The organism is Paenibacillus sp. FSL K6-1217 (assembly GCF_045040735.1).
Lineage (GTDB): Bacteria > Bacillota > Bacilli > Paenibacillales > Paenibacillaceae > Paenibacillus_AQ.
Genome location: NZ_CP150271.1, coordinates 3,594,776 through 3,617,001, shown reverse-complemented (window position 1 = coordinate 3,617,001; position 22,226 = coordinate 3,594,776). Strand labels below are relative to the sequence as shown.

Here is a 22,226-nt window from a genome sequence, read left to right as displayed (position 1 = left end):
CGTTCGAATTCTGTACTACCTGATCCTCGGGTCGAAAAAGAAGTTAATTCACTTATAAGTAGAGGATATAAAGTTAAAATTCTCTCTTGGGATAGAATGAATGATAGTAACAATACCAAGGAAGGTGAAATAAAACTAGGTAACGGTAAAGTACCTATAAGATGGTTTAACATTAAAGCATCATTTGGTGGAGGCATGAAAACGTTAAAAGGACTTCTGGCTTTTCAAATAAGTTTACTATTTTGGCTAATAAAGCATAATAAGGAATACGATATTGTTCATGCATGTGATTTTGATACAGTTCTACCAGCTAGAATATGTACGAAAATATTCAAGAAAAAAATAATATACGATATATTTGATTACTATATTGATTCCTTTCAAGTTCCGAAAGTGTTGAAGTCATTGATTGAGAAAGTGGATCTGTTAATGATAAGTAGTGTTGACGCTGTGATAATTACAAATGAAAGAAGATTGGAACAAATAAATAAAAGTAAACCCCAAAAAGTTGTTGTTATACATAATTCCCCAGAAGAAAAGCGTAGAGATATTATCAATGAATGGCCAAGAATAATTTCTATGAAAAATGAAAAATATGTAAAAAATAGCAATAAAATCAAATTGGTTTATGTAGGGATATTAAGCTACAATAGGTTTTTATTAGAGTTATTGGAAATTATACGCTTGGATCCTAGGTATGAGCTTCATATAGCAGGTTTTGGACCACTCGAAGTGAATATTAAGAATTCTTCAAAGGAACACAGTAATATATATTTTTATGGTAAGCTGCCATATAATCAAGCTTTGAATCTTGAGGAATACTGTGATATTTTGTTTGCTGTTTATAGTCCATCAGTACCTAATCACAAATATTCATCACCCAACAAACTGTATGAAGCAATGATGTTAGGAAAACCAATAATTGTGGCTAGAGGTACTGGTATTGATGAATTTGTTGAAAATTTTGATATTGGAAAAGTAGTGGATTATGAGAAGAATTCATTTAAACAAGCACTCAATGAGATAGCAGAGTCTCGAAGAGAAGAGTGGGATTTGAAAGAGCGTACGCAGAAATTATATTTTGAAAACTTCTCATGGGGAATAATGAGTGAAAGACTTTCAACATTATATAGTGAGATATTAAAAAGTTAATCGTGAACTTTTAAAGAGATTAATCTTAAATGATCAAAATTCTAATTATCGTGGGGTAAATAATGAGGATATTATTCATTGCAGGGCAAGCAATAAAGTCAAATTCATCAGTTACTATGATGAATTTAGCTTATATTCAAGGATTAGTAGAGTTAGGACATCAAGTACATATACTAACTTCTAAATTGCCAGAAAATCATATATCAATAGACGATGGTTTTCTTGTACCTGAAGGTGTGAAGATTGATGAGTTTCCATTGGGTTCAGCGTTTAATCATTTGAGTAATAAAAAAATGAATAATAATAAAAAACTGAATTTTTTTTCGATTATTAAATCTATATTAAGAAAGTTATATTACAAGTTTTCTATTTACGATAGCCAGAAAAGTTGGATTAGAAATGCGAAAAAAGTAACATTTGAAAATAATTATTTTGATTTTATAATATCTTCTTCAGATCCAAAACATACTCATTTGTTTGCTAATGAAATTATAAGATTGCATAAAGTTAGATTTAATCAATGGATACAAATATGGGGTGATCCTTTGTTTCTTGATATCACAAGAAAAGGGGGGATTGTAAACAGAAGACTCTTGAAAGAGGAAAAACGAATTTTATCAGCAGCTAACAAAGTTTTTTATGTTTCTCCATTTACAGCACAAAAGCAAAAAGAGTTGTTCCCTACTCTTGCAGAGAAAATTGATTATGTCCTAGTTCCATTTTTAAAAAGAGACGAAACTGAGCAAAGAACTATTGAAAAGAAAAATATGGTTTTTGGATACTACGGTGATTATAATTCGCATGTGAGGAATCTTACACATTTGTATGATGCTGCATTAGAATTGAATTTAAATTTAATAATTCGAGGGAATTCTAATAGTCCAGTAATTAGCACATCCAATATTAACTCTGGCAATAGAGTATCAATAAGAGAGCTGGAGGAAATAGAAAAAAATACAGACGTTTATATTCATTTATGTAATAGTAAGGGCACACAAATCCCTGCCAAGGTGTATTATTATTCTGGTACATGTAAGCCAATATTATTTATCTTGGATGGGGAAATTAATTCGATATATGAATTTTTTAGTAAATATGATCGCTATTATTTTTGCGAGAATAAAAAAGAAGAAATAATTAAAGCTATAAATAAAATTCGCTCGCACAATAGTACGAATATAAGGTCAAGAGTTGTAGAAGAGTTTTCACCTATATCTATAATAACAGAGCTACTTCTAAAAATGGAGCGAGATGTTAATGGAGCGAATTAAGATTAGCGTGGTGATAACAGTTTATAATTTAGGGGATTATATAGAGAGATGTGTTAAGTCTGTACTTTCTCAATCATTAAGAGAGATTGAGATCTTAGTAATAAATGATGGTTCAACAGATGAATCAGAAGAAATCATTAAAAGCTATGCTAAAAATGATATTCGAATAAGATATTTTAAGCAAAAAAATAGCGGTGTTAGTGTTGCCAGAAACAAAGGAATAGAGAATGCTAGAGGAAAATATATAACTTTTATCGATGGAGATGACTATGTATTAAATACTATGTTAAGAGATATGTATCTTTTTGCTGAGTCTGAAAATTTGAACATGGCGGTTTGTTTGCATGAAAGAAAGACACAAGCTTATAGGAGGGATTACCAATCCAATTATACCGTAAGCCTCTTTGAGTATATAGATAAAATTTTGGAAGGGGATTTACCAAGATCTGCTTGCGGTATTTTATTTAATTTACAAAATTTAAAAGAATATTCTATAACGTTTGACAAGAACATGACTTATGGTGAAGATATGTTATTCAGCTTAAAGACTGCTATACGTAGTACAGAAAAATTTGGAGTTATTCCTTTTGAATACTATTCGATAGAAGAGAGGGAAGGATCAGCAATAAGATTCATGAATATTAATCAATATAATCGTATAGAACTTTTGGCAAATAGATTAAATGAAGTTTTTCTTGAAAAAAGTTTACTTGAAAAGTATAAAGATAAATTATATAACTACTTTCTTAATGACTTTTTTTTGTCATTACAACATATTATAAATTCTAATGGAACCGTAATGGAAAAAAAAAGAATACTAAAAGAAATTAAAGGAAAATCACATACGAAATATATTTTTTCTGGTGGAATAAAGATTACAAAAAAAGAGAAAATTAAATTACTTATAATTAAGATAGTTCCTATATATATAGTTTTTATTATATATGAAATAAACAATAAGTTGAAAAGGACTAAGATTAATGAATAAATTGTATGTTTATAAAAGTGGTCCTACCATATTAAATTATTTAGCTGCAATAGCAATTTGTGTGGGGCCTATTCTTGCTCCATATAAATTCATGGGGCCATTGTCTATAGGAAACGTAATTATCATAATTGTTTCATTATTAATCATTTTAGCCCAGAGAAAAATAGTGATTTACCCTCCGCTATTTTTATTGTTTATTATTCATTCATGTCTTTCTTTTTTAGCTTATTTTACTTTGAATTATAATTCAGGACTACAGAGCATGTTTTGGAGTATAATAATGACCTTCATCATTAGCACTTCATTTATGCAATTAATTCCTTTCTATGAAAAGAAAATATTTTTTAATGTTATATCTTTTATAGCAGTAGTTTGTGGAGTTTTTTTATTATTTCAATTTCTGAGCATAAACCGCGGCGTTATACCTTATAATGGTAAATTATTCGAAGAATTAGTAGAAGGATATAATTGGTCTGCTTCTGTTACATACAGACGAGCAAATTCATTTTTTTCAGAACCATCTTATTTTTCAATATATTTTCTTCCTATAATGGCCTTAATGCTTATAAGAGAAAAAAAGATGATAGCAATAGTTTGCTGGTTAATACTTTTTATTTCAACTTCAACTCTTGGTGTATTAGGGAGTGTTATATTAATTTTGGTTTATACTCTATTTAATAAAAAAATAAGGGAATTAGCAGTAATTTTAGCAGGAATAATCATAGTGGTTTCAATATTAAAAACAATAGATCTTAGTTGGTTTATGAAGTTTAATTTAGATAAAATAAATAATTTGAGTGAATCTAGTCAAATTCGAATAATGGGATATTTAGAATATTTTAGGGAGCTGCCAATTATAAATCAATTTATTGGAGTGGGCTTTTTTCAATTATCTAACTATTTTAGTAACTATGGATTATATAATTACAGTAATTCCTTTATTTTAATATTAATAAATCATGGGATTATCGGACTAATAGCCTTTTTTGTTTTTTTATTATACTTATTCAAAAAGAACAATATGCTAGGTAGGATTTTCTTATTGATTTTTATAATGATAAGTGCAATAGACTCTTTTATCTATAGTAACAATTTCTATTATGTATTATATTTTGTTATCATTTTTTCGGATTCTGAAAGAATCAAAGAAATAAGAAAAATATAGTGTTTATAAAGGGGATTTTATGAATATACTTGTTTCTGCTTATTTAGATAATAATTTAGGGGATGACCTAATGATAATCTCGTTATCAAAAAAATTCCCTGAGCATAATTTTTACCTTACCTCTTCAAATAGCACAGTAAAAAGAACATTTGAAAGTTTTGATAACATAATCTTTCATGAATTAGAGCTTTCGGACCAATATTTAAAAAAGTTTAGTGTGTTTTTATCTATTGGTGGATCATTGTTTAATGATATAAATGGAGTGTTGGGCATTATTAGAAGAATTAAGAGGATAAGAATACTACGTAAATTAAAAAAGAAAAATATTAGAATTGCAACTATCGGTTGTAATTTAGGACCATATAATAATAGATTTGGACCATTGCTAACAAAATTAGAATTAAAGCAAAATAGTTTGACAACAGTGAGAGATAAAGATTCATTTCGTTATATTCAAAAATTTAAAAATATCAAAAATAATCACTTGGCTTCGGATATTGTATACAATTTTTCTAATCAATTTGAATTGCCATATATTTCAAAAAAAAATATATTGGGAATATCTGCATATCGCTCTATTGTAAATAATGAATATAATTACTCTAATTATATTTTTTTGGCAAGTGTTGCAGATAAATTTATTAAAGAAACAAATGGATGTGTTCGATTATTTGCATTTGATACTGAAAATGAAAATGACCTAAGTCCGGCTTTTCACATAAAAAAACTTTCTTTATATCCTGACAAAATACAAATAGTTCCTTACATTGGGGACTATAAAGATTTTATTCAATCCATGAAAGAATGTAGTAGGTTCATAGCAGTAAGGTTTCATAGCGCTATCTTATGTGAAATACTTAAAATACCATTCTTGCCAATAGTATATTCAAATAAAATGGATAATTATTTAGATGATTTAAATTTTTCAGGGATAAGAATATCAATAAAAAATATACCTCGAAACAGACAAGAAATTGAAGAAATAACAGATTGTCTGATCTATAACAAAAAAATATTTAATGAATTCAATTACAATAATGAATTGGATTATGAAATTCACTTTAATGAACTTGGAAAATTATTAAGAGAAAGCTAATGTTTTATAATTACATGTTCGAAAGTAGGCTTGAAAAGTGAATCAACTTAAAGTTGGAGCTATACTATCATATTTTTCAATTTTAGTAAGTGTAATAATTTCATTTCTATATACTCCAGTTATGCTAAGACTTCTAGGTCAGCAGGAGTTTGGATTATACTCGTTGATTGGTTCCATAATTAGTTATCTTAGTATCTTAGATATGGGTTTAGGAAATGCAGTTGTAAAGTACACTTCTCAAAATCGTGCTTTAAATAATAATGATGCTCAAGCAAAGTTGAATGGCATGTTCTTAATTATATACACTATTATTGGCTTAATAACTCTAATTATTGGATATATATTGTATTGTAATATCAATAATATATTTGATACAACATTATCTCAAACGGAATTAGAAAAAGCGAAAGTGATGGTGCTATTATTAGTATTTAATTTTTCTATTTCGTTTCCTCTTGGTGTTTTTGGATCTATTTTACAAGCTTATGAAAAGTTTGTATTTCTCAGGGTTACAGCAATTATTAGAACCATAACTAATCCCTTACTAGTTTTGCCACTTCTATTTTGGGGATATGGGGCGATATCAATAGTTGTGGTTAATACTATTTTAAATGTTGTTTTTCTGATTTTTAACATATATTTTTGTTTCAAAAAGATAAAAATTAAATTTGATTATAAAGAATTTAATTTTAAGTTACTTAAAGAAATTTCGTCATATTCCTTTTTTATATTTCTAAGTGTAATAGTTGATAGAGTATACTGGAGTACTGGGCAGTTGATTCTCGGAGCGGTCTCAGGGACATTAGTGGTTGCTATTTATGCAATAACTATGCAGTTAACTAATATGTATATGATGCTATCAACTTCGGTAGGAGGTATGCTCCTACCGAAAATATCTATGATGGTTATAAATGAAGCTAAAGATAAAGAATATTCAAATTTAATGATAAAAGTTGGTAGACTCCAATTTGTAATAATGGGTTATATACTAAGTGGAATAATATTATTCGGTAAGGTATTTATAAATATGTGGGCTGGCCCCAATTATACAAGCGCTTATTATTTTTTATTAATAATACTTATCCCTTTAACGATTCCATTAATTCAGAATGTAGGATTATCTATTCTTCAGGCAAAAAGTTTACATGGATTTAGGTCTATTGTACTTCTAGCTGTTGCTTTATTTAATGTAATTATCAGTATTCCTTTGGCAAAGTATTTTGGTGGGTACGGGTGTGCTATTGCAACAGGGATCTCATTGTTTATTGGTAATGTTCTAGTAATGAATACTTACTACCACAGAAAAGTGAAAATAGATATTTCTGAATTTTGGAAAAACATTGGATATATGACGATTCCTATTTTAATTTCTTTAATTTGCGGTACTGGTATTAATTATCTAATAGATGGTAATAGTCTAACTAGATTTATTTTAAAAGTAGTAATATATTCTCTAATGTATTTTTGTTTTATGTGGAACATAGGATTAAATAAATACGAAAGAAATGTTTTTTTATCACCATTTCAAAAGGTGTATAGAAAAATTAGTGGAAATAATATTTAAAGATCTACAATTATCATGATTTCACAATTCGTTTGAAGTTAATTACATTGTTTTTATAATAACGTTTTATTTATGAATGAACCAAACTCTTTTCATTCATTCTATATACGTTCCTCTTCTGGACTACCATGCTGAATGGAATATTGTTTTCTCTTCCAAGTTCTCCGTACAAGCCAACTTTTATATCGACAAAGCTCTTCAACCAATATTCAATATATTAAATGGTTTCTTTTACGATGTATATCCTATATCTTTGCTAAATTTCTTTACTGAACAGTGACTCTTAATTTAATTTGTGAAAGCATTAGTAACTACTATTGGTAATACGATATATTCTAAGGTGTGCTGAATAAGTAAGCAAAAATTATTAGTTACTGGTAGTATGGGTTTTACCGGAGGCAACTTCGAACAATACAGGGTAGAAACATATTGGCACTATGACATTAAAAACTGGACTTATTAACTTATTGCGGGTGGCTTAATGAATTATATAATAAGAACTATCGGAAGTAGCTTATGATAAGAAAATCGGTTAGTAAAAAGTTGGGCAAGCGCAGAAAAAGAATTCTCTTTCTGTACTTGCCCCTTCTGTTAATCGTCTTGCTGTTCCTGGGCGCCGGGCGCTTCCTTCCCGTATTCGAGTCTCCCAAGCAAGCAGACATCATCATCATCCTTAGCGGCGGGGGAGGACGGGTGGAGCAAGGGGTTAAGCTGTTTCAAAAAGGCTACGCGCCGCAGCTCCTGCTGTCTAACGCTAAGGAGGGGGCCGGCCCCGCCGGTGACATGCGCGAAACCGCCCTCTCCTTGGGAATCCCGGAATCCTCTATTCTGACGGAAGATGCTGCGGAGAGCACCTACCAGAACGCCCAGCTCACGCTTCCAATCATGCAGCAGAAGGGATTCAAGTCGGCGATTGTGATGTCGTCTGATTTTCATATGCGGCGGGTGAAGTTTATCTTCGATCATGTGTATAGGAAGTCGGGGATTGAGCTGACCTATATCGGCTCTGACTCGGGCTATAACGCGAAGGCATGGTGGAGTGACCGGTATAGCCGGGAGACGACTTTTAACGAATATATCAAGATGATTGGCAATGCCTTCGGTTATAACGGCCCGGAAGCGAAGGGGGCGCTGGAGCAGATCAAGCGCTGGTTCCGCAGTGGGTGAAGCAGGGGGAACAGTAGAGGCAGCAGCTTTGCAATTGTGATACCAGGACGACAGAGACCTTATGTGACTACTAGGTGTTTCTGCTGAATCTTAACGCCGCGAAGCTGGCGGGATTGCCTGTCCGGAAGTTGCCGGATATAATAACAGGATTCTAACAAAGAAGACATAGACGATGTTCCACCATCATCTTTATACACCTGACACTACGATATTCAAGGCTTTGATTTTCCCGTTATTAAGCATGAAGCGGAAATCCAGTGGAATTGGACTGCCCTTGAAATTACCTGAAATCGTGGCGGTGACCACCGTTTCGTCGTTTTTCTCCGCACAATTGGTGATTTCAGTCCTACCCGCAGCGTCCCTGTTTGCCTTCACAATAAACTCGCTGATAACTTCAGGACCATGAATTTCTTCTCCATTGTCAACTAATATGGCATCCTCTGCAAAGCAGTTAGCGAGAAGGTCGTCGTCACAGATATCTGAGGCATGATAATAGGCTGCGATAGGCTGCGGCAAAGGAATTGCCCTACTGTTAGAGGAAAGAACATTGTGCAGGCGTGTGATTTTATCTCCATCCACAGTAAAATGAAAATCAAAATAGAGGGGGTCCGGTAGTCCGGTTTTGTCGTAATTTCCGTCTGATTGTGCGGTAACAACGATCTCCTTGGCATTCTCAACAACATTTTTGATTTCCAGTCTTAAGCCTACTCCGAAATAGTCGTGGTCGCTCCACTCTTTGATAGCGGTTTTCCCGTGATATTCTTTGCCAGCGTCAAAAACAACGGCATCCTCGGCAAAGATCGAAAGGAAGGTCGCGGGATCATCTGTATTTGTCGCATGAAAATGTTGCTCAACCGGTCGGGGGATTTGAATTTTGTTTATCATAATCATCATTCTCCTTTATCATGTGCGGACAACGCCGCAGCTCAATTACACTTCTTAATATAAAGGACAAAACCTGACAACAGCCCGTCTGGTTTTGGATGAATAAATATTGATCGTAAATATGACACAATGGTGTCGTGTTTAGAACGATATACTGTACTTGAATTGAGGTGATTGAATGCAGATCAGCAGACTTTTCGGCATTGTTTATTACTTACTTGAGAAAAAAGAAACTACGGGGCAAGAGCTTGCCGACCGTTTTGAAGTATCGGTTAGAACCATATATCGCGATATTGAGACATTAAGCAGCGCTGGCATACCTGTCTATACGAATCAAGGCAGAGGCGGCGGAATCGTCATACTTGACAAATTTATACTAAATAAGTCGTTACTTTCTGAAAAAGAACAGGATGAAATACTGCTCGCCTTGCAGAATCTATCAGCAGCGCGGTATCCGGAAATTGAGACTATTCTTTCACGATTAAGCAGCCTTTTCAAAAAGAGCGATGTGAATTGGATTGAATTAGACTTCTCACCCTGGGGAAGTGACGAACGAAACAAAGAAAATTTCAATGCACTAAAAATGGCAATTATAAGCAAACATATTATTATATTCGAATATTTCAATACCGCAGGTGTGAAAAGCTTGCGCAGGGTTGAGCCGCTTAAGTTGATTTTCAAGGATAAGGCATGGTATTTGAAGGCTTATTGCTATGATAAAAGAACATACAGAACATTCAAAATATCCCGTATGGCTAATATCGAAATCACTGAAGATGTTTTTGAGCAAGAGATATTAGTGGAAAATGCGGCTGAAGCGACAGATAATCAATTACAGAAATTTATTGATATTCGCTTAAAAATCTCTCCGGCGGGAGCGTATAGAATATACGATGACTTTAGTGGAAAACAAATAACAAAACATGAAGATGGATCTTTTACTGTTATTGCATCCATGCCCGAAGGAGATTGGCTTTCAAATTACTTTCTCTCTTATGGCCCCATTATTGAAGCGATGGAGCCAGAAAGTCTACGGGATGCTGTGATGAGCAAGATAGAGGTAATGATGGGGAATTTGAATCGAAAGGGTGGCCCTGCCTTATGAGACTACTAGTCTCTATTTTTTTGCCCTCATATGGCAAACCGGTTGCCTGCAGTTCACGGATTAGACTAATCTGTAGCAATCTACGTTATTGACCATTGGTATAATGTGACATATTATTACAACTATAAAAGAAATTATATTGGATTCCAGTTAGGTGGTGTTTGCGTGGTCCCTACTACTAGAACGATGATTCGCGATCTATTAGCGTTGCATTTGTCGCAGAAGGGAATGTCTATTCATCAATTCTCCATACAATCCGGAATTAATTCAGGAACGCTCAGCCGGATACTTAGTGGTCACCAGCCCATTGCTATGAACCATCTGGAGCGAATCACCAAGGCGATGGATCTGCCGGAGGATCATTTCTACAGTTTATACGTGGATGAATGTTTCTTTTTCTCGTCGCCCACCTGGCGGCGTCTGCGGCCTTTTCTTGTGCGCTCCGCTGAGCTGGGCCGTCTGGATTGTGTTGAACAGGTGGTTCAGAATCTGCTGGAGAATCTGGTCTATGCCCCCATGCTGTTCGAAGTGGCTGAAGGACTGTTTCAAGAGGGGCTGTGGCAAGCTGCCGAATTGCTGTATAAGCATGTGAGTGTCAGTGAGAAGTATCAGAATTCCGAGAGACTCGCGATATGCCAATACCGTCTATTCCGTATTGCCATTGGTGATGACCAGGCGCGGAATTTGCAGGCTGCGCATCTCTTCGAATGTTACCTGGACCGGCTGGATGAAGCGGATCAGTTAGATGGATTGAAGCATCTCGCTCATGTATATGTTTCATTGAACAAGTGGCATAAGGTGGATGAGCTGGCGAAGCAAATGCAGCAATTAGCGACTCTTCGTTATAATCTCCAGCGTCAGTCGGACCGTAGAGAGAGTAACGAGAAAAAAACTGAGAAACCACTGTACTTCTACATCCTGTACGCACAGCTTATCCGTTCATATGTGTGTGAGCAAATAGGAGACTACCCATCGGCATTAGATTGGGTATCCCTCTATATGGATGGAAGCTGGATACAGGAAGACGATGTAGAAGTGAAGCGGACTGTGGTTCAGTTCCATGAGTGGGGTACCGCAAACAGACTGCTTTATCGGGTGATGCAAGGACAATACGAGGCGCTCTCTGAATATGTTGAATATATCTCCCACCGGCCAGATGAGATATTTACAGCGTTATACAGTATTGTCTTATCGGCTAACCGTTATGACTGGAATGTTGATTATATTCTGCAGCGATTTGCTTCCTATATTCCTTACCGGACGTATTCTACAGAATTCGGCGATTATAACCGGCAGGTTATGTTAGACCAACACACTCAATTCCTTGCAGAAATGGCAGCCTATTGTTTACATAATGAGCGTAAAGAAGGTATTAGATTCACCCTGCAAAGTTTGGAATCGTCTGCTAGAATCAATGATGAGAGCAATATTATCAAATGTGTTGATCTGTTCGAGCAGCATCGGCATCTGGCAGATGAAGAGGAGAAAGAGCAATACAAACTTCTAATTAGAGAGGTGCAGGACTCACATGAAAAGAAAATTGTTCAAGCTTCTAGCTTCCTGTAGTCTGGTTGTTGCAGTTATTATATCTGTTGGTACTGCTGAGTTCGTAGCAAACATCAGCACTCCAACTGTAATTCAAAGTATGATTCAAACTATGGGTCACGGTATAGGTGGCGGTTGATGCTTACCGGGCAGCAGCGTTATTTTGATGATGGCAAAGCCATAGGTTACAATGCCCCGGAAGCGAAGGGTTCACTGGAGCAGATCAAGCGCTGTTTCCGCAGATAAGGCGATTTTGGGAAACTGGTGGTTACCTTAAGGCTCCGTCTCCACAATGCGACAAACAAACCAGGTATCCCGGTCTATAATTAGGAGCAAATCTATTTATTGTCTGGGAGAAATGGACTATGCCTAATTACTATTTTCGGGAAGTATGGACACCGCTGCGCTTGGTCGGGATCAGATTCTACCGGGATGACCAGGACCGGCTGTGGATCAAGAAGGGGAAGCAGCGGCGGCAGCTGGTTCGTAAAGAGGAACGTGACACGATGGAGACCTGAGGGTCTTCATCTTTTTTTATAGGAAATGCAGGTGTATGATGATTCAGTAGACTAGATAGAGAGAAGGAGTTACGGGTATGATGCCTAAGGAGAAAGTACATCAGTTAAGAGAATGGATGGCGGAGCGCGGGATTCAGGCTTGTGTGGTATTAAGCGGGGATGCTCATCTCAGTGAATATGAAGGGGAGCACTGGAAAAGCCGCCGCTGGATTACCGGCTTCACCGGTTCCGCTGGAACGGCTGTGATTACGTTAGCGGATGCTGGCTTGTGGACGGATGGCCGGTATTACATTCAGGCGGAGCGGGAGCTTGCGGGCTCGGGCATCCGTATGTTCCGTATGGCTGAGCCGGGCGTCCCGCAGTGGGATGAATGGCTGGCAGAGCAATTGCCGCAGGGCGCACGTATGGCGGTAGATGGCAGAACGTTGTCCGTAACCGCTATGAAGAGTTTGCAGGCTAAGTTCGTAGAGAAAGGGCTTCAGACGATTACAGACCTCGACCCGGTAGGGGCGATCTGGACGGACAGACCGGCCATTCCGGCCGAGCCGCTAGTGCTGCATGATGAACGGTATGCGGGCCTCAGCCGGGTGGATAAGCTGGCGCAGGTCCGGCAGGCGATGCAGCGTAAGGGCGCTGATTATTATGTGCTGTCCGCGCTGGATGATCTGTGCTGGCTGTTCAACATCCGGGGACGGGATATCCCGTTCAATCCGTATGTGACTGCTTTTGCCATAGTAGGGGTACATAACGCAATCTTGTTCGCTGGAGGACATAAGGCCACCCCGAAAGATAAGGAGACGCTGGCCCGGGATGGCGTGGAGATCAGGGAGTATGAGGACATCCTTCCTTACTTGCAGACGCTCCCGGAAGCGGCTTCCGTGCTGTACGATCCGAACAAAACCGGATTTAGTCTGGCGGCGGCCATCCCGGAATCCGCTCATCCTATAGAAGCGCCGGGCCTTGTAGTGGCCCTTAAGTCGATCAAGAACGAGGTGGAGATCCGGAATATCCGTGATGTCTATTTGAAGGATGCGGCCGCCCTGGTCGGACTGTTCAAATGGCTGCAGGAGACGGTCCCGCTCCGTCCGGTGACTGAGCTTGAAGCCGATGAGAAGGGTCTGGAGCTGCGGCGGCAGCAACCGTTATTCGCTGAGCTAAGCTTCGCCAGTATCTCTGCTTACGGCGCGAATGCTGCGATGATGCACTACTCGCCGTCCGCCGATCATCCGGTAGAGCTGGAAGCCAGAGGCCTGTATCTGCTGGATTCGGGAGCTCACTTCCAGAACGGGACAACGGATATCACCCGCACGCTGGCGCTTGGCCCGCTGACGGATGAGGAGAAGAGAGATTTTACACTGGTGCTGAAGTCTGTGATTGCGCTGTCTACGGCGAAGTTCCTCTATGGCTCAACCGGATCTACGCTCGATATTCTCGCCCGGGGGCCGATGTGGGATAACGGCCTCGATTACAAGTGCGGCACCGGACATGGTGTGGGTTATTACTCCAATGTGCATGAAGAGCCGCAGCGGTTCAGCTTCAAGCCGAATCCTGTTGTCCTGGAGCCTGGGATGATTATCACGGTAGAGCCGGGAGTCTATAAGGAAGGCCGTCATGGTATCCGCACGGAGAACACGCTGCTGATTACGGAGGATGTAACTACGGAGTTCGGAAGATTCCTGAGATTTGAAGACCTCTGTTATTTGCCGATAGATACCCGGGCGATTGAGCCGTCTATACTAAGTACGGAGGAGCTGGATTGGCTGAATCATTATCATGCTGAGGTGTACGATAAGCTGGCTCCGCTGCTGGATGAGGAGCACCGGGCGTGGCTGAAGCGGGAGACGGCGGCGTTGGCGGTGTGAGGGAAATATATTATGTCTTAGGAACTATTACCTTGGTACTAATTGGAGTATAATTGTCTCTGCGAGTCTAGCAGGCTGCTCTCTCAGGATAGTAATAGAAGAGTGGACGGCCGGGGCTGCTTACTATGGTTGGGGGCGATGAGTGTGAAAGCGAGAAGATGGAGAGTAGTATCGGCATGGGTGATGCTGCTGAGTATGCTGTTCGGGGGAGTGGCTAGTGCGGCAACAGTTGTACAACAGACGTCATCTTATGTATTCGTGGATGTGAAGACCACATACTGGGCCAATGAAGCGATACAAAGTATGGCGAATCAGGGCATTATTACGGGGAACCCGGACGGGTCCTTTAAGCCTGAAGCGGCAATTACCAGAGAACAGTTAGCCAAGCTGATTACATTGACCTTTGGACTTGATTTGGTCTCGGATGGAACGCAGACATTCTCGGATGTGGCTCCCTCCTCCTGGGCCTACAAATATGTGGAGACTGCCAAGGACTATCTGACCGGCTATTTCCCGGTAAAAGGCAAACCGTTCTTCGATCCTCAGGCAAGCGCTACACGTGAAGATGTGGCTGTTGCCTTGGTACGTGCGATGGGGCTGGAGACGGATAATGTAGACGCGGACAACATTCTGCAGTACAGATTCGACGACTATGAGGATGTGACCCCTCAACTGGCGAAGGAAGTAGCGGTGGCTGTGGAGCATAAGCTGATTCAGGGCTTCCCGGACGGAACCTTCGGGCCGACTAGTCCGATTAACCGGGCTTCTGTAGCTACTCTGTTGTACCGTGTCCTGAAGTCCTCTTATACTACCGCAACACAGGATGTGAAGCTGGACGTACAAGTTCCGGCACAGGTGTCGGACAGAACGGTCAAGCTTACGGGCAAAGTGAATGCGGACGCCAAGGTGTACATCAACGATGAAGAAGTAGAGAATGTGGAGGGCACTTTTGCTGAGGCGTATGATCTGGATGGGGGAGAGAAGGTCTACGAATTTGTCTTCAAGGCGGTTCTGCCGAACGGACGCTCGAATACAGTGACGAAGCAGGTGACCTATCAGACCTCCGGGCCGCAGCTTACGGTGCAGGTTCCCGAAACGTCCAATCAGCTTACGGCCAAGATCACCGGTAAAGTGAAGGACAGCGGCGATATGTATCCGGCAGTTACGGTTAATGATAAGACCGCCTATGTGTCTTACAACGGGGAGTTCAGTGCGGATGTGACGCTGAAGGAAGGCTTGAACAAGATTGTGGTGACCGCAGTCAATAAAAATGATAAAAAAGCAGTGGTAGAGAAACAGATTGTCGTTACCCTGGGCGGGCCTGTGTTAACGCTTGATCTGATCCCGGAGAACAGCACCAGCAAGACGGTTACCCTGAGCGGGAAGGCGACGGACAAGAATGACAGCAGCCCAAAGATTTACATGAACGATGAACTGGTAAGCAGCTATGGACCCTTTAGAGAGACGGTAACCCTCAAAGAGGGAGTGAATACGTTTACCTTCAAGGCGACTAACAGTCTGGGCAAAAGCTCCGTCATCACCAAGACGATCGTGTTCAATGTGGGCAGCCCTGTGCTGACGCTTGATCTGATCCCGGAGACCAGCAGTAGCCAGACAATTACCCTCAGCGGGAAGGCGACCGATACGAACGACAGCAGCCCGAAGATTTACATGAATGATGAACTTGTAAGCAGCTATGGACCCTTTAGAGAGACGGTAACCCTCAAAGAGGGAGTGAATACCTTCACCTTCAAGGCTGTGAACAGCTTGGGCAAAAGCTCGGAGGCGATTACCAAGACGATTACCTTTAAAGTAGACGGCCCTGTGCTGACGCTTGATCTGATCCCGGAGACCAGCAGCAGCAAGACGGTTACCCTGAGCGGAAAGGCCACCGACAAGAATGACAGCAGTCCAAAGATTTACATGAACGATGAACTGGTGAGCAGCTACGGGCCCTTCAGGGAGTCGGTAACTCTCAAGGAGGGAGCCAATACCTTCACCTTCAAAGCTGTGAATAGCTTGGGCAAAAGCTCGGAGCCAGTAACCAAGACTATTATGTTCAATGTGAGTGAGCCGGTGCTGAAGCTGGATTATATTCCTGAGACGACCAAGACGAAACAGCTTACCTTGACTGGGAGTGTCACGGATGCAAACGACAGCAGTCCCAAAGTCTATCTGAATGACAAACTGATCAGCAGCTATGGCAGCTTCTATGAGTCGGTGACGCTGACAGAGGGCAGTAATACGTTCGTATTCAAGGTGACCAACAGCTTCGGCAAGATGGTTACAGTTGAGAAGACGGTGGTTTATACGCCGGAAGCGAGTAAGGAGTAAGTATAACAGTACGGGAAGTAATGGGTGAGACGGCGAAACGGGGAATACCCCTGTTTTGCCGTTTTTTTGTGAATCTTCTGAATAGTTTCAGACAAAATGTGACAAAACCCTAGTGTTAAGTTGATTTTCTGCGACCCTGTTAAGGAAGTAATAGACATTTTCGCGAAAAAAATGTAACATCCATGTTGTGTGAATTTTTGAATAGAATTAAATGGGAAGGGAGTTGAAATATAACTATAATTGTCAATTGTCATGGTATGAACTGGGGAGAAGGAGATGGAGTATGTATTCGAAGAAATTAAGAACGGCAGTTTCAATGGTTCTGGTCGTATTGTTATCGTTATTAAGTGTGCTTGAGGTATCAGCCGCTTCATTCAGAGCAGAGGTAGTCTCCAATGACCGGCTCCCGGACGGCACACAAAAGATTACGGTCAACAGTGTAGTAGATGTGACTTATAGCGATCTTAAGGTTCTAAATGATGTTAAGTTCGTACTTATGAAAGAAGATGTGGAGATAGCCAGTAAGGTAAAGGCCAGAAATGAAGCCAAGCTTACGGTGCAGGATGCTGTTTATACTTCTATGGAGTACAGTTATCTTTCTTTTGAAGGGCTGGCTGCCGGTCAGGAATATTCTCTTCATGCCGAATATACGGGCGAGAAGGGGCTGGTGGTGACACCCCCTCAGAGCATCCGCGTGCCTTCAGCTACGGGTATTGATATCTCTGTAGAACGGATGACTAAGGATTCCAATACATATGAAAGTGCTGTACAATCAGAGATCCGCAGTGATGATAAGAATGTAAGGCTTACCATCCTGAATAATGGTGTTCCGCTTGTGAATGGATCCGTGGCGATCTGGATGAATTATCGGTCCTACAACTATACTACGGATACAAACGGACAGATTCAGCTTAAGGATAATCATGAGTTATACATGAATAGCCCGGTGATGTTCGTATTGCTGAAGCAGGGAAGCGAGCAGTATGAAGCCAAGCCCATCTATGTAACTGACCGGGAGCAAGCGGGTACATATATGGTGGCTGTCCGTTATCTGGATGCCAACGGGAAGCTGTTCACCCAGCCGTTCCTGAGCAACTCCTCACGCAGCGGAACAGTGAATCAGTTTTCTGTGCCTGGATATATGGTGCTGGTATTCAGAAAGGGAGAGGTAGCGGGAGATTACCAAGCATATATTGCAACGGAGAACCGTGAAGCTTACATGTTCCGGGTTCCTGCCTCCTCCCTGTACGCGAACGAAGAAGGGATACACAAAGAAATCATCAAGGATGCCAGTGACTACAGCCGGATCAGCTTCCGAGCTTCCTTGGACGGTGAGCCTGTATATGTAGAGAATTATTCTCTCATTGATAACACAAGATATAAACAGATTGATAATCTGAGAGGTTCTCAGCTCTTTTTCGGGCAAAGTATCTATCTGGAGAAGAATAAAGAATATGAATTCACGTCGATTGCGAGAAATCGTGATACCGGCGTTAATATCTTATTCCGCAATAAAATCACACCAACCGAAGCCAAACATGAAATCTTCTATGATGGTCATTCCCGGGATTTCAGCAAGCTGCAACTTCAGATACCGGCTATGGGGACGGGACACGGTAAAATAAACATCTCTTATCTGAACGAAAGATATAACTATAACCAGATCAGTATGGGTCTTGCCGTAGGCGATCATCTGTATGTGCCTAAGAACGAAGAAATTCACCGCCTGACGGCAAATACCACATTTGGCGGTCCGAATAACAGTAACCCGAATGAGCTTCTGCTGAAATCACACTTCACTCCGGTTGAGGATGAGTATACCTTCAGCGGCGGCAGCACTTATCAGGCCGGGATCAGCTTCCGGGTGCCGGGCTCCAGTTACTATGACGAGGCTGAACTCCGCGATCAGGTGGTTCTGGGCGAGAGTGTGAATGTTCTGGTGAAGGTGACCGATGAGTATGAGAATCGTCTGGATCTCAGCAGTGATTATAAGCTGATCATCACAGATGAGAACGGCGCAGTCATCTCGGATGAATCTCTGTATTGGTCCACTGAGGAACAGGATGGCGAGCTGCAGCGGGTCAATAAGCGGGATTGGAAGCCTGCCAAATCAGGGACGTATAAGGTTCAGTTATTCCCGTACAGCTATCAAAGCGGCGGTTATGTTAAGGGAGAGCTGCTTAGCGAGGCTGAGCTGAAGGTTCTGCCGAAGAACGAAATGGATATTGAGATCAGAGGCAACGATGGACAACTGGTTGACCTGGTAGACAAGCCATACCTGACTGTTGACCAGGCGCAAAAGGTAACCATTACTGTACGCCAGCATGATACAGGTGCCCAGGGGCAACCGGTGGCCGGAGTGCAGATCCGCCGTTATGAGGAGGTGCTTGGCACCACCGATGAGCAGGGAACGTTCACCATTCCTGCTGATAAGGCTTCTTATATAGGTGAGCTGTATTTTAAGAAGACTGATTATTTATCTAAAAGTGTGTACGTAGCGGTTATTGATCCGCAATCGCAGGCGGTCATCCGTGTGCGCGGCCTCGATAAGGCTGAAGGTGTGAACTATGCGGGCGGGATTCCGCTGGATGATGCAAATATTCAGGCTACTGTGAAAAGAAGTGACGGAACTTCATCCGTTACGGCTGCTTCCGTCCGCACTCTTGGATCGCAGGGATTCCTGGTGGTAGATTCTCCTTCATCCGTAGACGTAGACTTCATGCGCTACAACAGAAGCCATCAGGGAGTGGAGGCCAAATATGGTTACTACATGTATGGCTCCATTAACACAGAACCCGGCAAAGAATATTCGCTGGTACTGGATGCAAGACAAGAGCTTCAGGAGGTCAGCAAGGTTATATTAGATCAGCCTACAGATGAGCTGTATGTGGTGCGGCAGGACTTGGCAGGGGCGCAATATATCCCTTATATGATCGACAGCAATCCTGCAGGTGAGAATTATTTCTACGCCACTCAAGGAACCTACAGTATGCTGGCACATACCCGGGGAGACACTTTTGTATACCGTGATCAGGTTGTAATCGGTGCAGGAGACAATAACTTGCCGATGGATGACAGTCCGTCTGCACTGGCTACGCTGATGGCCCCTGAGACAGGGACGATCTACGCGGTTAAATATAAAACTGCAGGTCAATCCACACTGCAAGGCTATGCATACAATGCCAATCAGGTACAAGTAACTCCTGGCGATGTAATAGTAAGTGTAGACCAACTCATGGGTGCTATCGAATACCAGTACGATATTCATTTCGCACCTGGAACGCTGCAGGCAGGTACGCTTACCCAGATTACGCCACCGGCCTTGAAAGGGCTGGACATTGTGGGGCTGCAGAATGGCAAGTTGATCCGGCCCGCGGGTACGACCTTGCTTGAGATTGGACTGGTCGATATAGCAGGCAACTCCATCGAACAAATCAAGAAGCCGCAAATTCTGGTTGCCAACGGCGGATCAAGCATGGGCAGCAAGACTCTGTACCCGGATGAGGCTGCTTATGAGCTTCAGAACGAAGCGGGGAAAGTGCTATCCAAAGAGACTTTACAGGGATACCCGCTAAGAGCGATTACTTATGATTATACAGAGGACCAGTTTTTGACTGACGGTACTTATGTGATCAAAGCTTCGATGACCATTGATGGACAGACCTATACCCTGGACAAAAAAGTAATCCTGGAGTCGTCTGGAGGGACTGTGGTTAATCCGGCCCCGAACCCGCCGGGAAGCGGTAATGGAGGCAGCGGCGGCAATACCGGTACGAATCCAAATCCTGCACCGGCACCAGGAGGAAGCGGGCCAGGTGCACCTGGACCTACAGCAACACCGGCTGCTCCAGCTCCTGCTGCAGCAACGGGTAATAACGAGAAGATTCAACAGCAGAATGATAAGCTGCAAGATTTGCTGAAGAACACTTCCGGATCCGCAGCAGAGAAGGCTTCGGCTGCCCAGAATGCGCTGTCCAGTATTGCCGAGTCACTCAAATCGGCTAACACTCCTGCACAGGCTGAACAGAACAGCAAGAGTCTGTCTCAGGCCATGGATACGGCTGCGCAGCTCCTGGGAGCTATTCAGGATTCCGCAGAGAAACAGAAGATTGTGAGTTCGATTACTCAATTGGTAGGAAGTGCGCCGTATCTACTGAACAAGCTGGATAGCTCCAGCAAGGCAGTGGAGGTTGCCCAGGCACTTATTAATAATGCTGCTGCAGTGCTGAATAACGCGAAGGGCATCCCGGCTGAAGCGGTTGAGAAGTTAAAAGCTGCTGTTATTCATTCCAGCCAGGCTGCACTTAACAAAGCTAGTGAAGTCACGATTGCCAAGGACAATGTTAAAGTGGAAGGCAACGCCGTCTCTTCACAACTGGATTCGGGATTGATCAGCGCACAGATTGAAACGGCGAAGCAGGCATTAGCATCTGTCGCTGGTGATCTGACAAGCAAGCTTGGAGCCGGATCAGCTGCTGACCTGAAGCTGAGTCTAACAGTGAAAGTACCTCCGGTGGATAAAGGGATTCATAAGCTGAATACCACACTGCCGTCAGAGATTCTTACGCTGGTGCGGGAGAATGATATTGCCGGATTGAAGATTCAAATGGATCAGACGGCATTCACTATTGAGCCTGACACCTTCGGTAAGGTTGAGGCAGGCCAGAAGATCAATCTGGCAGCAGAAGTGGTAGAGAATGCTGTGATTAACAAGCCACGTCAGGCAGAACCGCTGGCCAGCATCCCTGTGATGGAATTCAGTGCTTCTGTTGGAGGCCAGCCGGTTAAGAGCTTCGCCAAGCCGATCGATGTGACTTTTGATGTGTCTTCTATGGATACTTCGAAATACTCTGAGGCTAATCTGGAGAATCTGACTGTGTATGTCCTGAATGAGAAGAGTCTTACCTGGGAAGCCGTCGGCGGGAAATATGATCCTGTTACACAAACCGTAACTGCTCCGAGAGGACACTTCAGCAAGTACACCGTGATGCTTGGAGCGGCTTCGTTCGCGGATGTGGCTGCCAGTCACTGGGCAGTTAAAGAGATCAATTACCTGCTGGCCAAGGGTATTCTGGATGAGGGCGGAGTATTCGCTCCATCGGATAAGATTACCCGCCAGCAATTTGCGGCAATGATTGCCCGGGCTTACGGGCTGAACGGGGAAGGGCTGGTCTTGCCGTTCAAGGATATTAAGACAACGAATCCTTACACGGATGAGATTGCTGCGGCTTATGCCGCCGGGATCATTAACGGCAAATCGCCGGTTGCGTTTGACCCTGAGGCAACCATCACCCGTGAGGAGATCGCCACGATGCTTGCACGGGCACTTACAACGTATAACGGCAAATCGGCTGTTGCCGAGCCGGCAGCAGTGATTGCATCCTTCACAGATGGAGCCAAAATATCGAAATGGGCAGCCTCAAGCGTGGCCTTGACCAAGAGTACGCATCTGTTCGAAGGCTTCGGGGATCAGAGCTTCCGTCCTGCCCAGACCGCCAGCAAAGCAGAAGCTGCTGCCTTGATCTACCGGCTGTACCAGTTGAAATACTAAATTTTATCTAATCTTAAAAAAGC

General features: G+C 41.7%; 14 protein-coding genes. 13 read left to right on the top strand and 1 reads right to left on the bottom strand.

Annotated elements, in window-relative coordinates; all coding sequences use genetic code 11:
* Positions 1-96: 96 nt before the first annotated feature.
* The 7 genes from MHH28_RS15875 (at position 97) to MHH28_RS15845 (ending at position 8,403) form a co-directional block, all read left to right on the top strand.
* Positions 97-1,152 (top strand): glycosyltransferase family 4 protein, encoded by a 1,056-nt coding sequence (locus tag MHH28_RS15875; RefSeq protein WP_405116537.1) that lies wholly within the window; start codon positions 97-99, stop codon positions 1,150-1,152.
* A gap of 116 nt (positions 1,153-1,268) precedes the next feature.
* Positions 1,269-2,423 (top strand): hypothetical protein, encoded by a 1,155-nt coding sequence (locus MHH28_RS15870; protein WP_405116535.1) that lies wholly within the window; start codon positions 1,269-1,271, stop codon positions 2,421-2,423.
* On the top strand, positions 2,410-3,411 hold the full coding sequence (locus MHH28_RS15865) for a glycosyltransferase family 2 protein (RefSeq protein ID WP_405116532.1): 1,002 nt from the start codon (positions 2,410-2,412) through the stop codon (positions 3,409-3,411). The genes MHH28_RS15870 and MHH28_RS15865 overlap by 14 nt, the downstream gene beginning before the upstream one ends.
* The gene (locus MHH28_RS15860) at positions 3,404-4,576 is read left to right on the top strand and encodes a hypothetical protein (RefSeq protein WP_405116530.1); all 1,173 of its coding nucleotides are present in this window, start codon (positions 3,404-3,406) and stop codon (positions 4,574-4,576) included. The genes MHH28_RS15865 and MHH28_RS15860 overlap by 8 nt, the downstream gene beginning before the upstream one ends.
* 19 nt (positions 4,577-4,595) lie before the next feature.
* Positions 4,596-5,672 carry a polysaccharide pyruvyl transferase family protein gene (locus MHH28_RS15855; protein WP_405116528.1) on the top strand — a complete coding sequence of 359 codons (1,077 nt, stop codon included), beginning with the start codon at positions 4,596-4,598 and terminating at the stop codon, positions 5,670-5,672.
* A 37-nt stretch (positions 5,673-5,709) separates the two neighbouring features.
* A complete protein-coding gene (locus MHH28_RS15850) occupies positions 5,710-7,236 on the top strand; it encodes an oligosaccharide flippase family protein (RefSeq protein WP_405116526.1) in 1,527 nt (508 codons plus the stop codon).
* Positions 7,237-7,815: 579 nt separating this feature from the next.
* On the top strand, positions 7,816-8,403 hold the full coding sequence (locus MHH28_RS15845) for a YdcF family protein (RefSeq protein ID WP_405116523.1): 588 nt from the start codon (positions 7,816-7,818) through the stop codon (positions 8,401-8,403).
* 189 nt (positions 8,404-8,592) lie between these two features.
* On the opposite strand, the gene MHH28_RS15840 is transcribed toward MHH28_RS15845, so the two are convergent.
* A complete protein-coding gene (locus tag MHH28_RS15840) occupies positions 8,593-9,288 on the bottom strand; it encodes a nuclear transport factor 2 family protein (protein ID WP_405116521.1) in 696 nt (231 codons plus the stop codon).
* A 178-nt stretch (positions 9,289-9,466) separates the two neighbouring features.
* Here MHH28_RS15840 and MHH28_RS15835 point away from each other — a divergent pair, with 178 nt between their 5' ends.
* The 6 genes from MHH28_RS15835 (at position 9,467) to MHH28_RS15810 (ending at position 22,203) form a co-directional block, all read left to right on the top strand.
* A complete protein-coding gene (locus MHH28_RS15835) occupies positions 9,467-10,393 on the top strand; it encodes a helix-turn-helix transcriptional regulator (protein ID WP_405116519.1) in 927 nt (308 codons plus the stop codon).
* Between the two features lie 105 nt (positions 10,394-10,498).
* Positions 10,499-11,959 (top strand): helix-turn-helix domain-containing protein, encoded by a 1,461-nt coding sequence (locus tag MHH28_RS15830; protein ID WP_405116516.1) that lies wholly within the window; start codon positions 10,499-10,501, stop codon positions 11,957-11,959.
* Between the two features lie 344 nt (positions 11,960-12,303).
* The gene (locus MHH28_RS15825) at positions 12,304-12,456 is read left to right on the top strand and encodes a hypothetical protein (RefSeq protein WP_405116513.1); all 153 of its coding nucleotides are present in this window, start codon (positions 12,304-12,306) and stop codon (positions 12,454-12,456) included.
* Positions 12,457-12,533: 77 nt separating this feature from the next.
* Positions 12,534-14,318, top strand: coding sequence for an aminopeptidase P family protein (locus tag MHH28_RS15820; RefSeq protein WP_405116511.1), 1,785 nt, complete (start codon positions 12,534-12,536; stop codon positions 14,316-14,318).
* A gap of 138 nt (positions 14,319-14,456) precedes the next feature.
* Complete coding sequence (locus MHH28_RS15815; RefSeq protein WP_405116508.1) at positions 14,457-16,652, top strand: S-layer homology domain-containing protein; 2,196 nt, start codon at positions 14,457-14,459, stop codon at positions 16,650-16,652.
* 283 nt (positions 16,653-16,935) lie between these two features.
* On the top strand, positions 16,936-22,203 hold the full coding sequence (locus MHH28_RS15810; protein ID WP_405116506.1) for an S-layer homology domain-containing protein: 5,268 nt from the start codon (positions 16,936-16,938) through the stop codon (positions 22,201-22,203).
* Positions 22,204-22,226 lie beyond the last annotated feature (23 nt).

Bases quoted from the DNA above. Each gene is read 5' to 3' on its own strand.
- MHH28_RS15875 (WP_405116537.1), top strand. From the start codon at position 97: ATGAATGATAGTAACAATACCAAGGAAGGTGAAATAAAACTAGGTAAC.
- MHH28_RS15870 (WP_405116535.1), top strand. From the start codon at position 1,269: ATGATGAATTTAGCTTATATTCAAGGATTAGTAGAGTTAGGACATCAA.
- MHH28_RS15865 (WP_405116532.1), top strand. From the start codon at position 2,410: ATGGAGCGAATTAAGATTAGCGTGGTGATAACAGTTTATAATTTAGGG.
- MHH28_RS15860 (WP_405116530.1), top strand. From the start codon at position 3,404: ATGAATAAATTGTATGTTTATAAAAGTGGTCCTACCATATTAAATTAT.
- MHH28_RS15855 (WP_405116528.1), top strand. From the start codon at position 4,596: ATGAATATACTTGTTTCTGCTTATTTAGATAATAATTTAGGGGATGAC.
- MHH28_RS15840 (WP_405116521.1), bottom strand. From the start codon at position 9,288: ATGATAAACAAAATTCAAATCCCCCGACCGGTTGAGCAACATTTTCAT.
- MHH28_RS15835 (WP_405116519.1), top strand. From the start codon at position 9,467: ATGCAGATCAGCAGACTTTTCGGCATTGTTTATTACTTACTTGAGAAA.
- MHH28_RS15825 (WP_405116513.1), top strand. From the start codon at position 12,304: ATGCCTAATTACTATTTTCGGGAAGTATGGACACCGCTGCGCTTGGTC.
- MHH28_RS15820 (WP_405116511.1), top strand. From the start codon at position 12,534: ATGATGCCTAAGGAGAAAGTACATCAGTTAAGAGAATGGATGGCGGAG.
- MHH28_RS15815 (WP_405116508.1), top strand. From the start codon at position 14,457: ATGAGTGTGAAAGCGAGAAGATGGAGAGTAGTATCGGCATGGGTGATG.
- MHH28_RS15810 (WP_405116506.1), top strand. From the start codon at position 16,936: ATGTATTCGAAGAAATTAAGAACGGCAGTTTCAATGGTTCTGGTCGTA.